Here is a 12942-nt window from a genome sequence, read left to right on the forward strand (position 1 = left end):
CGCGCGGATGACCCGGGAACCCCTGATCGTCCTGCGCGGAGTCAACAAGCACTTCGGCCCGCTGCACGTGCTCAAGGACATCGATCTGACCATCGGCCGCGGCGAGGTCGTCGTGATCATCGGTCCCTCGGGTTCCGGGAAGTCCACGCTGTGCCGGGCCATCAACCGCCTCGAACCCGTGGAGTCGGGCACGATCACCATCGACGGCGTGCCGCTGCCCGCCGAGGGCCGCGAGCTGGCCCGGCTCCGCGCCGATGTCGGCATGGTCTTCCAGTCCTTCAACCTCTTCGCGCACAAGACCGTCCTGCAGAACGTGATGCTCGCGCCGGTCAAGGTGCGCGGCCGGGGCAAGGCCGAGTCGGAGCGGCAGGCCCGCGAACTGCTGGACCGGGTGGGCCTGGTGGGGCACGAGGACAAGTTCCCCGCGCAGATGTCCGGCGGCCAGCAGCAGCGGGTGGCCATCGCCCGCGCACTGGCCATGAACCCCAAGGCGATGCTCTTCGACGAGCCCACCTCGGCCCTCGACCCCGAGATGATCAACGAGGTGCTGGAAGTGATGCGGCAGCTCGCCGAGGAGGGCATGACCATGGTCGTGGTCACCCACGAGATGGGCTTCGCCCGGTCCGCCGCGCACCGGGTGGTCTTCATGGCGGACGGCCGGATCGTCGAGGACCGGGTGCCGGAGGAGTTCTTCACCGCGCCGCGCAGCGAGCGCGCCAAGGACTTCCTCTCCAAGATCCTGCACCACTGATCAGCACCTGGACCGCCATGCGACGCACTCACCGGCCCGCCCGCCCGGCGCGCCCGGCGGCCGTGGCCCGTCTCGCGGCGCTGGCCGCGGTGACCGGGCTGGCCGCGCTGACCGCTGTGACCGGCTGCGGCAAGCAGGGCAGCCCGCCCGCCAAGGGCCCCCGCGCCGACGCCCTGCCCGCCTACCGGGTCAACCGCGACTTCTCGCTGCCCGCCTCCGCCACCTGGTCGGCCGCCCACCGGCGCGGCAGGCTCGTGGTCGGCGTCAAGGACGACCAGCCGTATCTCGGCGAGCGCGACCCGGCCACCGGCACGTACTCCGGTTTCGACATCGAGATCGCCAAGATGATGGCCGTCTCGCTCGGGTTCGCGGCCGACCGCGTGCAGTACAAGCCGATCGCCTCCGCCAACCGGGAGACCGCCCTGAGCAACGGCCAGATCGACTACTACGTCGGCACGTACACCATCAACGCGCTGCGCAAGAAGCAGGTCGGCTTCGCGGGCCCGTACTACATGGCCGGGCAGGGCCTGCTGGTGCGCAAGGACGAGAAGGACATCAACGGGCCGCAGGACCTGAAGGGCAAGAAGGTCTGCTCGGCGGCCGGTTCCACCCCGATCCAGCGGATCGAGCGCGACTACCCCGACGCCACGCCGGTCACGTACGACACGTACTCGGTGTGCGTGGACAATCTGCTGACCTACCAGGTCGACGCGGTCACCACCGACGACTCGATCCTGCTGGGCTACGCGGCCAAGGCGCCGAACGAGATGAAGCTGGTCGGCAAGCCGTTCTCGAAGGAGCCGTACGGCATCGGACTGGCCAAGGGCGACACGGCGCTGCGGGGCGCGCTGGACGACGCGATCGTGGCGCACGAGCGCGACGGCGACTGGAAGAAGGCGTACGCGGCGACGCTGGGTCTGTCCGGGGTCCCGGCGCCCGTACCGCCGCCGGTCGACCGGTACTGAGGGGGAGACACACCGCGTGAACGTCCTGACCGACAACTACTCGCTCTTCGGCAAGGGCCTGTGGGGCACCGTCCAGCTCACCCTGCTCGCCGGGGCGCTCTCGCTGGTCGTCGGGGTGATCGTCGCCGGATTCCGGGTGTCGCCCGTCAAAGCGCTCCGGGCGTTCGGCACCGCCTGGGTGACGGTGCTGCGCAACACCCCGCTGACGCTGCTGTTCTTCGCGGTGCTGCTCGGCCTGCCGCGCTTCGGACTCGTGCTGCCCTTCCGGGTGTTCGCGATCCTGGCGCTGGGCGCGTACACCTCGGCGTTCATCTGCGAGGCGGTCAGGGCCGGGATCAACACCGTGCCGCTCGGCCAGGGCGAGGCGGCCCGCAGCCTGGGCATGACCTTCACGCAGACGCTGAGCCTGGTGGTGCTGCCGCAGGCCGCCCGCGCGGTGATCTCGCCGATCGGCTCCACGCTGATCGCTCTGGCCAAGAACTCCGCCATCGCCGGGTCCTTCTCGGTCACCGAACTGCTCGGCACGTACAAGCCGCTCAACGAACTGGGCTACAGCATCGTGTGGACCTTCGTCTGGATCGCCGTCGGCTATCTGATCGTCACGTTGACCATCAGCGCGGTCTTCACCGTGCTGGAGCGGAAGCTGGGGGTCGCGCGATGAGCGAGAGCAGCGCGCTGTACGACATTCCGGGGCCCAAGGCGCTGGCCAGGCACCGGCTGTACGCGTGGCTCACCACGGCGGTGCTCGCGGCGCTGGTCGGCTTCGTCGTCTACAAGCTGGTGGACACCGGGCAGTTCTCCGCCGTGAAGTGGCGGCCCTTCGCCTACGCGGGCATCCAGCGGCTGTTGCTCAAGGGCCTGGCCAACACGCTGAAGGCGTTCGCCTGGGCGGCGGTCCTCTCGCTGGTCTTCGGCGCGGTCTTCGCCGCCGGACGGCTCTCGGACCACCGGCCGGTGCGCTGGTTCAGCACGCTGGTGGTGGAGTTCTTCCGCGCGATGCCGCTGCTGGTGATGATCTTCTTCATCTTCATCGCCCTCAAGCTGGAGCCGATGACGGCCCTGGTCATCGGCCTGACGCTGTACAACGGCTCGGTGCTCGCCGAGGTGTTCAGGGCCGGTGTCAACTCCGTGCCGCGCGGCCAGGGCGAGGCCGCCTTCGCGCTCGGCATGCGCAAGACGCAGGTGATGGCGCAGGTGCTGGTGCCGCAGGCGGCCCGCGCGATGCTGCCCGCGATCGTCAGCCAGCTCGTGGTGGCCCTCAAGGACACCTCGCTCGGTTACCTCATCACCTACGAGGAGTTCCTGTACGCGGGCAAGCTGATCGCCACCAACCTCGACTACGACCTGCCCTTCATCCCGGTCGTGATGGTGATCGCGCCGATCTACATCGGCATGTGCATGCTGCTGTCGTGGTTCGCCAACTGGCTGGCGCGCCGTGAACGGCACAGCCCCAAGGTCAAGGACGTGCCGGTCACGGTCGCCACACCGCCGGAGATCTGAGCCCGACGTCCCGCTCAGCGGTTCACCTGTCGTCGAACGGGACCGACAGTGTCGAGGGGTCGCCGGCCGGGGAGGAGAAGCCCACCGTCGCGAACGCCGGATTCTCCCCGATGTAGAGCGGGTCGACGGTGTCGACGACCAGCGCGAGCCGGTGCCCGGCCGGTACGTCGTACGCCGTCGCCTGGAGCGCGATGTCGGTGCCGAACGCCTTCCCCGGCGTCTTCCCGATCCAGGTGTACGGCGCGTGCGCGACGAGCTTGCCGGTGCCGAGCGCGTCCACGTCGTAGAGGTACGCGATCACCGTGCCGTTGGCCGCGGACGGGGTGAGCGTGGTGTGCAGCACGCTCGTGCCGCGCACGTGCTGGGCGGTGGCGTACGGCTGCGACTGCCACACCCCGGCGAAGGCGCGCGGCAGCAGCGGGATCGACGCGGTGGGCGGGGCCTTGGCGAACTGGTCGAGCAGGCTGGACAGGAAGATGACGCCGCCGTCTGCGCCGGAGTCCACGCCGGTGCCGATCGTGGTGTGCCAGCCGGTGCCCGCGTCGCCGCCGAGCGCCCCGGTGCGCGCGCCCTTGGCGCCCAGCGCCAGCTTCTCGGTCCGCGACGGCACCGAGGACCAGTCGGCGTACCCCTCGTAGGCCCCGGTGGAGCGGGAGGTGAGCTGGACCGGCGGCTGGCGGTCGATCCCGTTGTCGGTGCCCTTCAGATAGTGGTCGAGCCAGGCGCGGGCGTCGGTCCAGGTGTCGTTGGGCAGCCCGAGCAGTCCGGTCGCCTCCGCCGTGGCGTGGTCGCCGGGCCGGAACTCCAGCCGCTTGGGGCCGGTCAGCCTCTCGTAGAAGTCCGCGTACTGGTTGGGCGGGAAGAGGCTGTCGCCCCAGGCGTTGGCGAGCATGACGGCGGTGTGGTTGGCGTTGAGCCGGTCCACGTAGGTCAGCGGGGAGCGGAGCTTCGCCCAGGCGATCATGGTGTCCTCCGACGCCAGATTCGCGCTGAGGAAATTGGCGAGGATCGACTGGAGTTCGGCGCTGGGGCGGCCGGTCAGATACGCGGAGCCGCCGAGCAGGGCCGCCGCCTGGAGGTGCGGGGTGCGGCCCTGGTAGATCGACTCGACGAGGTCGGCCCAGCCGCTGAGCGCGGCCACCGCCTTGATCCGCGGGTCGTGCGCCGCCCCCAGCAGCCCGATCCCGGCGCCGTACGAGACACCGGCCATGCCGATCCGCGCCGGGTCCGCCGGGGTGTTGGCGAGGGTCCAGTCGATGACCTTCGAGACGTCGGCGACGTCCGGCGGGCCCGCGGTCTCGATCTCGCCGCCGGAGAGCCAGAAGCCGCGGCTGGTGTAACTGACCACGACATAGCCGGAGTCGGCGAGCAGTTTCTCCTGGGCGAGGTACTCCAGGTCGTTGATCGCCCAACTGCTGGGCAGGACGACGACGGGGTAGCGCTGCGAGCCGTCGTAGCCGCCGGGGGTGTAGACGTTCGCCTTGAGGGTGATGCCGCCGGAGCCGGGGATGTCGACGAAGCGCAGGGCCGACGCGGCGGCCGGGTCCGCGGCGGCGGACACCTTCGGTACGGGGGCGGGGGCGGGTGCCGCGGTCGCGGCGGGGGCGAGGCCGAGGGCCGTGGAGGCGAGCAGCGCCGCGCCGACGACACCCGCTGTGGTTGCTCTCATGGACTGCTCCTGACACGCCGGATGCGAAGTGACTGGAGAGTAACCACGCGGACTTACCGAAGGTAACTCGCGTGCATGTTACGCACGGGTAACGATTGATGGGGAAGGTGCGACACCAGGGGCGCGACAGACCGCGCCGCCGCCCCGTTTGTCCGGCCCCGGGCCGGGCAGCCGCACCGCGGGGGGACAGCGGCCGAACGCGGGGGAAAGCAGGAAGAGCGGCACGCACGGGAGCGGGTGGCGGCACGAGGCGGCCACCACGCCACGAAGGGAGAGACGCCGCCATGAACGACGTCACCACGCACGACACCGAACCGGTCGACACGGCCGAGCTCACCGAACTCGCCCAGCAGTTGCGGGTGGACGCGGTACGCGCCGCCGACGCCGCCGGGTCCGGCCACCCCACGTCGTCGATGTCCGCGGCCGATCTGGCCGCCGTCCTCTTCGCCCGCCATCTGCGCTACGACTTCGACCGCCCCGACCACCCCGGCAACGACCACCTGATCCTGTCCAAGGGCCACGCCTCACCGCTGCTCTACGCCGCCTACAAGGCCGCGGGCGCGATCACCGACGAGGAACTGCTGACCTTCAGGAAGCTCGGCAGCCGCATGGAGGGCCACCCCACGCCCCGGCTGCCCTGGGTCGACGTCGCCACCGGATCGCTCGGCCAGGGGCTGCCGATCGGCGTCGGCGTCGCGATGTCCGCCAAGCGCCTGGAGCACCTGCCGTACCGCACCTGGGTGCTGTGCGGGGACAGCGAGCTGGCCGAGGGCTCGGTGTGGGAGGCGTTCGAGCACGCCGGCATGGAAGGGCTCGACAATCTCACCGCGATCCTCGACGTCAACCGGCTCGGCCAGCGCGGCCCCACCCGGCACGGCTGGGACCTGGGCGCCTACACCCGCCGTATCCGCGCCTTCGGCTGGAACACCGTCGAGATCGACGGCCACGACATCGCCGCCGTGGACGAGGCGATGACCACCGCGCGCACCAACCGCGGCGCGCCCACCGCGATCATCGCCAGGACCCGCAAGGGCCGCGGCGTCGCGGCCGTCGAGGACCGCGAGGGCATGCACGGCAAGCCGCTGCCGGACGCCGAGGCCGCGATCCGCGAGCTCGGCGGCGTACGCGACCTGCGGGTCCACGTACGCCGTCCGCCGGACGCCGAGCGGCGCGAGCGCGGCGGGAACCCGTCCGCTGCGCTGCCGGAGTACCGGATCGGCGAGGACGTGGCCACCCGTACCGCCTTCGGCGAGGCGCTGGCCGCGCTCGGCACCCGGCGCGAGGACGTCGTGGTCCTGGACGGCGAGGTCGGCGACTCCACCAAGGCCGAGCTGTTCTCCAAGGAGCACCCCGAGCGGTACGTGGAGTGCTACATCGCCGAGCAGCAGCTCATCGGGGCCGCGGTCGGCTTCGGCGTACGCGGCTGGACACCGTACGCGGCCACCTTCGCCGCGTTCCTGACCCGCGCGCACGACTTCCTGCGGATGGCCGCGGTCAGCCGCTCGGACCTCAACGTCGTCGGCACGCACGCGGGCGTCGCGATCGGCGAGGACGGCCCGTCGCAGATGGCGCTGGAGGACCTGGCGATGATGCGCGCGGTGCACGGCAGCACCGTGCTGTATCCGTGCGACGCCAATCAGACGGCCAAGCTCGTCGCCGCGCTGGCCGACCGCACCGGCGTCGGCTATCTGCGGGCCACCCGCGGGGCCACCCCGGTGATCTACGGGCCCGAGGAGGACTTCCCGATCGGCGGCAGCAAGCTGCTGCGCGAGCACCCCGAGGACCAGGTCACCCTCATCGGCGCGGGCGTCACCCTGCACCAGGCGCTGGCCGCCGCCGACCGGCTCGTCGCCGACGGCATCCGCGCCCGCGTGCTCGACCTCTACTCGGTCAAGCCCGTCGACACCCAGGCGCTGCGCGCCGCCGCGCGGGCCACCGGCCGCTTCGTCACCGTCGAGGACCACCACCCCGAGGGCGGCCTGGCCGACGCGGTCCTGGAGTCCTTCGGCAACGGTCACCCGATGCCGCTGCTCACCCGTCTGGCCGTCCACACCATGCCCGGCTCCGCCACCCCCGAGGAACAGCTCCACGCGGCGGGCATCGACGCCGACGCCATCGCCGCCGCGGCCCGGACGCTGATCGGGCACACACACGAATGAGTGGAGAGCACACCCTGACCAGCACCGACCAGGACCTGACCGGCGACGACCCGGAGCCCTCCGGGCACACCGGAACGGGCGAGACGGAGACCGGCGACACGGCGGCAGGCGATACGGAGACCGGCGACACGGCGGCAGGCGGCACGGAGGCGAGCGGTACGGACGCCGGTGACACGGACACCGGCCGTGCGGCGTCCGGACCGCCGAAGCCCGGCGCGGACGCCACCGGCGGCGAGCGCGACGAGGGCACCAAGGGAGCGGTGCTCGTCGCGCTCGGCGCCAACCTGGTGATCGCCGCCGCGAAGACCGCCGCGGGCCTCTTCTCCGGATCGCCCGCGCTGCTCTCGGAGGCCGCGCACTCGGTGGCGGACAGCCTCAACGAGGTGTTCCTGCTGCTGTCGCTGCGCCGCAGCCGCCGCGCGCCCGACAGCGACCACCCCTTCGGCTACGGCAAGGAGCGCTACTTCTGGTCGCTGCTCGCCGCCGTCGGCATCTTCGTGCTCGGCGGCTGCTTCTCCTTCTACCAGGGCATTCACGCGCTCGGCGGCACGGAGGACGAGTCCCGCAGCGGATATGTGGCGGGTCTGGCCGTCCTGCTGATCGCGCTGCTCGCCGAGGGCGCTTCGCTGCTCAAGGCGGTGGTCCAGGCGCGCCGGTCCGACGAGGGCGCCGACGACCCGGCGCTGCGGACGGTCCTCGCCGAGGACAGCACCGCCGTGATCGGTGTGCTGTTCGCCGCCGCCGGCATGGTCATCCACATGACGACCGGCAACGCGCTGGGCGAGGCCATCGCCTCGATGGCGATCGGCGCCCTGCTGATGGTCGTCGCGTTCACCCTCGGCCGCACCGCCCACCACCAGCTCATCGGCGTCTCGGTCGACGCCGAACTGCGCGACGGCATCCGCGAACTGCTCCTGGGGCAGGGGGAGATCGACACCGTCGAGGAACTGCTCACCATGCGGCTCGGCCTGGACTCCACGCTGGTGGCCGCCAGGATCGACCTGGTGGGCGGCCTGGACAGCGAGCGGGTCGAGGAGGTCAGCCTGCGCATCCGGCGCGACATCCACGCCAAGTGGCCCACCGCCGACCGGGTGTTCCTCGACATCACCGACGCCGGAACGGAACGTGAAGCCCGAACGACGCGGGAGCGACGGGCCATTGACAGCGATGCGAGCACACCCGAGCCTGAGCATCGTCAATGACGACACCAGGGGAGGGCTCGATGGCCGCAGGTCTGGGCAACGGAAACGGCACCGCGGGCGACAAGGACACCGAAACCGGGAGCGTACGGGGCAGGACGTCCGGCAGGCGCACCGCCGTCACCGTGGCCGCGGCCCTCGGCGGGGCGCTCGCGCTCACCGCCGCCACCGTCTCGCCCGCGGCGGCCCACTCAGGAGGCCGCCCGCCCTGGCACGGGCGCCCGGCACCGGCCGTCCACTACGTCGCGCTCGGGGACTCGTACACCTCAGGCCCGGCCATCCCCACCCAGGTCGACGCCAACTGCGCGCGCTCCGACCGCAATTACCCGTCGCTGGTGAACGACGCGAACGCCTTCGCGTCGTTCACCGACGTGAGTTGCGGCGGCGCCACCACCGCCGAGATGTGGAAGCCGCAGGGCACCAACGGCCCGCAGCTCGACGCCGTCCACCGGGACACGACGCTGGTCACCGTGCAGATCGGCGGCAACGACGTCGGCTTCGGCCCGATCATCGCCACCTGCGCGGGGCTGAGCGTCACCGACGTCACGGGCAGCCCGTGCAAGGACCACTACCGGGCCACGGGCGTCGACCAGCTCACCGTGACCATCCTCAAGACGGCCCCCAAGATCGCCCAGGTGCTGCGCGCGGTCCACAGCAGGGCGCCGCACGCGGAGGTCGTCCTGGTCGGCTACCCCGACCTGCTGCCCGACGACGGCGTGGGCTGCTTCCCGTCCGTGCCCTTCGCGGCCGGGGACTTCCCGTATCTGAGGGACGTGGAGAAGAAGCTCAACGCGATGCTGCGGGTCGAGGCGCTGCTCGGCGGGGCGCGCTACGTCGACACGTACAAGCCGACCGTCGGGCACGACATGTGCAAGGCGCCCGCCGACCGCTGGATCGAGCCGCTGGCCCCGGCGTCACCCGCCGCGCCCGCGCACCCGAACGCCAAGGGCGAGCAGTCGATGGCCCGGGCGGTGCTGAGGACGGTCGGGACGGGACACCGCGCCGGTCACGGTCGGTAAGGCTCAGGGGTACCCCTGAGTCGCGGGCGCGCCGGGCGTCATGGATCATGACCTCATGCCGGTCCTGATAGCCGCGTGCGCGTTCGCGATGACCTTGGTGGGCGGGTTCGTCGCCCAGCGCATCGGCGACCGCAGGCACCTCGTCCTCGGCCTCGCGGCCGGTCTGATGCTGGGCGTCGTCGGCTTCGACCTGCTGCCCGAGGCGCTGGACATGCAGCCGCGGGACGTCTTCGGCGTCCCCGCCGCGCTGCTGATGTTCGTCGCCGGCTTCCTGGCCCTGCACATCGTCGAGCGCTCGGTGGCGATCCACCGGGCGCACGAGGGCGAGTACGCGCCGCACGCGCACGGCCACGGGCACGCCCACGCCCCGGTCAAGGGCATCGGCCTCACCGCGGGCGCCGCGCTCGTCGGGCACAGCGTCATGGACGGCTTCGCGATCGGCGCGGCCTTCCAGGCGGGCAGCACCGTCGGCATCGTGGTGGCCATCGCGGTCGTCTCGCACGACTTCGCGGACGGCTTCAACACGTACACGATCACCCGGATGTACGGAAACGACCACAGCAGGGCGCGGCTGCTGCTCGGCGCCGACGCGCTGGCGCCGGTGGCGGGCGCCGCGGTCACCCTCGCCTTCACCATCCCGGCCGGTGTCCTCGGCCTCTACCTCGGCTTCTTCGCCGGTTTCCTGCTCTACCTGGCGACCTCGGACATCCTCCCCGAGGCGCACAGCCCGCACCCGTCGACCTCGACGCTGCTGTGCACGGTCGGCGGAGCGTCCCTCATGTGGCTGGTGATCGGTCTGGCGGGATGACCTTGCCGCCCTTGGGCGCCTTCGGCGCCGTCGTCGCGGCCTTGGTGACGTCCGCGACCAGCTCCACCACGTCGGAGCCGTACGCCTGCGAATTGACCACCTTCAGCAGCAGGCAGAAGGTCGCGTCGGCGCCGTGCTTGCGGGCCAGCCGCACCTGGTGCCTGGCCAGATAGCGGACGGCGGCCTGGTTGGCGATGCCGCGCTGGCCGGAGGAGAGGAAGACCGGGCGGTCGTTGCCCGAGTCGCGGGCGGCGGCCAGCCGGGCCAGCAGCACGTACTCGACGGCGCCCTTCTCCATCAGGTACGTCTCGCCGCCGACGCTGATCGCGCCCTGCTCGGGTCCCGGCGCCGGGTCGGTGTCGATCTCGACGCCCGGCAGCATCGAGCGCAGATGCGCGGCCAGCCGGAGGTTGGCGGCCGGGCCGCCTATGCAGAATTCGGTGCGCGCGCCGAAGCCCTGCCAGGCCGTGTCGTGCGCCAGCACCTCGGCGTGCGCCCCGCACTCCTTGATCACCGCGGCCAGCTCCAGCAGCGCGAAGGCGTCGTGCCTGGCCAGGCTCCAGCCCCGCGAGCCGGGGTCGCGCGGCACCACCAGCAGGCACTCGGAGTCCTTCGGCAGGCCGAAGAAGCGCTGCTTGCGCTGGAGCCTGCGGCTGAGCAGGTAGGTGCGCGCGAACCAGCCCAGGGCGGCGCCGATGGCGAGGGCCACCAGGCCCAGGACGAGATTGCGGAGGTCGTCGCTCATGGCGCGGCATCGTAGCGGTGTTCGACCCACCGCGGGGATACGCGGTCCTGACGGGACAGGAGAGGTGAAGTTACGCTTCCGGGACGCCCGTTGAGTGGAGGACTCCGCAATGCGACGCACAAGTGACAGCAGTGGTGGCGACACCGGTCTCCGTAGCGGCCCGGGTGGCAGCCCCGGCGGCGCCCGGGGCAGGGCCGCGGGCACGCGTTCTGACAGCGGACCGGACGGCGGTCCGGGGGGCGGTCCGGAAGGCGGTCCGGGCGCGTCCCGTACGGCCGTCCGCGGGTCCCGCGTCCGCAGGACCGCCGTCCGCGCGGTCGCCGCGCTCGCCGTCACCGCGGCGGTGGCGGCGGTCACCGCCGCGGCGCCCGCCCGGCACGGCGGCCCCGCGCATCCGCCCGGCTCCACCGCCAAGACCCCGCTGGCCGTCGGCTACGGGGGAGCGGTCGCCAGCGTGGACGCCGACGCGTCGGCCGCCGGCATCGAGGTGCTGCGGCGCGGCGGCAACGCCGTGGACGCGGCCGTCGCCACCGCCGCCGCCCTCGGCGTGACCGAGCCGTACTCCTCGGGCATCGGCGGAGGCGGCTACTTCGTCTACTACGACGCGCGGCAGCACAAGGTCTCCACCATCGACGGCCGCGAGACCGCCCCGCGCAGCGCCACCGACCAGCTCTTCGTCGAGAACGGCCAGCCGCTCGCCTTCGCCGACGCGGTCACCAGCGGGCGCAGTGTCGGCGTGCCCGGCACCGCCGCCACCTGGCAGACCGCCCTGGACTCCTGGGGGAGCCGCTCGCTCGGCGACGTCCTCAAGCCCGCGGAGCGGATCGCCCGCGACGGCTTCACCGTGGACGCGACCTTCAACTCCCAGACCGCGGCGAACCAGGACCGCTTCAAGGACTTCCCCGCCACCGCCGCGCTCTTCCTGCCCGGCGGACAGCCCCCGGCGGTCGGCTCCACCCTGCGCAACCCCCAACTGGCGGCCACGTACAAGGAGTTGGGCCGCAAGGGGATCAACGCGATCTACCGCGGCGACATCGGCGCGGACATCGTCAGGACCGTACGCAAACCCCCGGTCGACCCGGCGTCCACCCGCGTGGTGCGCACCGGTGACCTGACCGCCGCGGATCTTGCCGCCTACCACGCCAAGACCCAGGCGCCGACGCACACGACCTACCGCGGCCTCGACGTGTACGGGCCCGCGCCCTCGTCGTCCGGCGGGACCACGGTGGCCGAGGCGTTGAACATCCTGGAGCACACCGACCTGGCGCACGCCGACCAGGCGCAGTATCTGCACCACTACATCGAGGCCAGCCGGATCGCCTTCGCCGACCGGGGCCGCTGGGTCGGCGACCCGGCGTTCGAGCAGGTGCCGACCGCGGGGCTGCTCTCCAAGGGCTTCGCCGCCTCGCGGGCCTGCCTGATCAAGGACGACGCGGCGCTCACCAGCCCGCTCCCGCCCGGCGACCCGGCGCACCCCACCCCGTGCGCCGCCACCGGCAAGGCCGCGCCGACCACCTACGAGGGCGAGAACACCACGCACCTGACCGTGGCCGACAAGTGGGGCAACGTCGTCGCCTACACCCTCACCATCGAGCAGACCGGCGGCAGCGCGATCACGGTCCCGGGCCGCGGCTTCCTGCTCAACAACGAGCTGACGGACTTCTCCTTCGTGCCCGCCAGCCCGGCCGTGCACGACCCGAACCTGCCGGGGCCCGGCAAGCGGCCCCGCTCGTCGATCTCGCCGACGATCGTGCTGAAGAACGGCCGGGTGGACTTCGCGGTCGGCTCGCCCGGCGGCGCGACCATCATCACCACCGTGCTCCAGGTGCTCACCGAACACGTCGACCGGGGCCTGCCGTTGGTGGACGCCATCGCCGCGCCGCGCGCCAGCCAGCGCAACGCGGCGGCGACCGAACTCGAACCGGCCCTGTGGAACAGCCCGCTCAAGGCCCAACTCGAAGCCCTCGGGCAGCACTTCACGCAGAATCCGGAGATCGGCGCCGCCACCGGTGTGCAACGGCTCTCCGACGGCCGGTGGTTGGCCGCGGCGGAGCCGGTACGGCGCGGCGGCGGCTCGGCGCTGGTGGTGGTTCCCACGCGCTGACCTGCCTCGACGCGGCTACTCCG

The 12942-nt window shown here is 72.1% G+C and carries 11 protein-coding genes; 9 read left to right on the top strand and 2 right to left on the bottom strand.

Annotated elements, in window-relative coordinates; translation table 11 throughout:
• Positions 1 to 7 precede the first annotated feature (7 nt).
• From ACFY9V_RS29215 to ACFY9V_RS29230, 4 genes are read left to right on the top strand one after another with little or no spacing between them, the layout of a single operon-like run.
• Positions 8 to 751 (top strand): amino acid ABC transporter ATP-binding protein, encoded by a 744-nt coding sequence (locus ACFY9V_RS29215; protein WP_188285421.1) that lies wholly within the window; start codon positions 8 to 10, stop codon positions 749 to 751.
• Between the two features lie 17 nt (positions 752 to 768).
• Complete coding sequence (locus tag ACFY9V_RS29220; RefSeq protein WP_391163627.1) at positions 769 to 1716, top strand: transporter substrate-binding domain-containing protein; 948 nt, start codon at positions 769 to 771, stop codon at positions 1714 to 1716.
• Positions 1717 to 1732: 16 nt separating this feature from the next.
• On the top strand, positions 1733 to 2377 hold the full coding sequence (locus tag ACFY9V_RS29225; protein WP_391049513.1) for an ABC transporter permease subunit: 645 nt from the start codon (positions 1733 to 1735) through the stop codon (positions 2375 to 2377).
• Complete coding sequence (locus tag ACFY9V_RS29230) at positions 2374 to 3216, top strand: ABC transporter permease subunit (protein ID WP_391163628.1); 843 nt, start codon at positions 2374 to 2376, stop codon at positions 3214 to 3216. The genes ACFY9V_RS29225 and ACFY9V_RS29230 overlap by 4 nt, the downstream gene beginning before the upstream one ends.
• A gap of 22 nt (positions 3217 to 3238) precedes the next feature.
• On the opposite strand, the gene ACFY9V_RS29235 is transcribed toward ACFY9V_RS29230, so the two are convergent.
• Complete coding sequence (locus tag ACFY9V_RS29235) at positions 3239 to 4885, bottom strand: CocE/NonD family hydrolase (protein WP_391163629.1); 1647 nt, start codon at positions 4883 to 4885, stop codon at positions 3239 to 3241.
• Between the two features lie 284 nt (positions 4886 to 5169).
• Between ACFY9V_RS29235 and ACFY9V_RS29240 the strand changes: the two genes are divergently transcribed.
• The 4 genes from ACFY9V_RS29240 to ACFY9V_RS29255 all read left to right on the top strand — a co-directional run bounded on the left by ACFY9V_RS29240 (position 5170) and on the right by ACFY9V_RS29255 (position 10070).
• Entirely contained in the window at positions 5170 to 7044 is a 1875-nt protein-coding gene (locus ACFY9V_RS29240; protein WP_355339077.1) for a transketolase, read from the top strand.
• Between the two features lie 260 nt (positions 7045 to 7304).
• On the top strand, positions 7305 to 8246 hold the full coding sequence (locus tag ACFY9V_RS29245; protein ID WP_391163765.1) for a cation diffusion facilitator family transporter: 942 nt from the start codon (positions 7305 to 7307) through the stop codon (positions 8244 to 8246).
• Positions 8247 to 8266: 20 nt separating this feature from the next.
• Positions 8267 to 9262, top strand: a complete 996-nt coding sequence (locus ACFY9V_RS29250; RefSeq protein WP_391163630.1) for a GDSL-type esterase/lipase family protein — start codon at positions 8267 to 8269, stop codon at positions 9260 to 9262.
• Positions 9263 to 9317: 55 nt separating this feature from the next.
• Positions 9318 to 10070: a ZIP family metal transporter gene (locus ACFY9V_RS29255; protein WP_355339086.1), complete on the top strand. Its 753-nt coding sequence runs from the start codon at positions 9318 to 9320 to the stop codon at positions 10068 to 10070.
• Here the strand turns inward: ACFY9V_RS29255 and ACFY9V_RS29260 are convergent.
• The gene (locus tag ACFY9V_RS29260) at positions 10039 to 10815 is read right to left on the bottom strand and encodes a hypothetical protein (protein ID WP_391049520.1); all 777 of its coding nucleotides are present in this window, start codon (positions 10813 to 10815) and stop codon (positions 10039 to 10041) included. The two genes, ACFY9V_RS29255 and ACFY9V_RS29260, sit on opposite strands and share 32 nt — an antisense overlap.
• A 109-nt stretch (positions 10816 to 10924) precedes the next feature.
• Here ACFY9V_RS29260 and ggt point away from each other — a divergent pair, with 109 nt between their 5' ends.
• Positions 10925 to 12919 carry a gamma-glutamyltransferase gene (ggt, locus tag ACFY9V_RS29265; protein WP_391163631.1) on the top strand — a complete coding sequence of 665 codons (1995 nt, stop codon included), beginning with the start codon at positions 10925 to 10927 and terminating at the stop codon, positions 12917 to 12919.
• Positions 12920 to 12942: the final 23 nt, after the last annotated feature.

Origin of the sequence: Streptomyces sp. NPDC008317, assembly GCF_042955955.1 — a bacterium.
Lineage (GTDB): Bacteria > Actinomycetota > Actinomycetes > Streptomycetales > Streptomycetaceae > Actinacidiphila.

Coding starts and splice junctions, on each gene's coding strand:
- ACFY9V_RS29215 (WP_188285421.1), top strand. CDS start 8: ATGACCCGGGAACCCCTGATCGTCCTGCGCGGAGTCAACAAGCACTTC.
- ACFY9V_RS29220 (WP_391163627.1), top strand. CDS start 769: ATGCGACGCACTCACCGGCCCGCCCGCCCGGCGCGCCCGGCGGCCGTG.
- ACFY9V_RS29230 (WP_391163628.1), top strand. CDS start 2,374: ATGAGCGAGAGCAGCGCGCTGTACGACATTCCGGGGCCCAAGGCGCTG.
- ACFY9V_RS29235 (WP_391163629.1), bottom strand. CDS start 4,885: ATGAGAGCAACCACAGCGGGTGTCGTCGGCGCGGCGCTGCTCGCCTCC.
- ACFY9V_RS29240 (WP_355339077.1), top strand. CDS start 5,170: ATGAACGACGTCACCACGCACGACACCGAACCGGTCGACACGGCCGAG.
- ACFY9V_RS29250 (WP_391163630.1), top strand. CDS start 8,267: ATGGCCGCAGGTCTGGGCAACGGAAACGGCACCGCGGGCGACAAGGAC.
- ACFY9V_RS29255 (WP_355339086.1), top strand. CDS start 9,318: ATGCCGGTCCTGATAGCCGCGTGCGCGTTCGCGATGACCTTGGTGGGC.
- ACFY9V_RS29260 (WP_391049520.1), bottom strand. CDS start 10,815: ATGAGCGACGACCTCCGCAATCTCGTCCTGGGCCTGGTGGCCCTCGCC.
- ggt (WP_391163631.1), top strand. CDS start 10,925: ATGCGACGCACAAGTGACAGCAGTGGTGGCGACACCGGTCTCCGTAGC.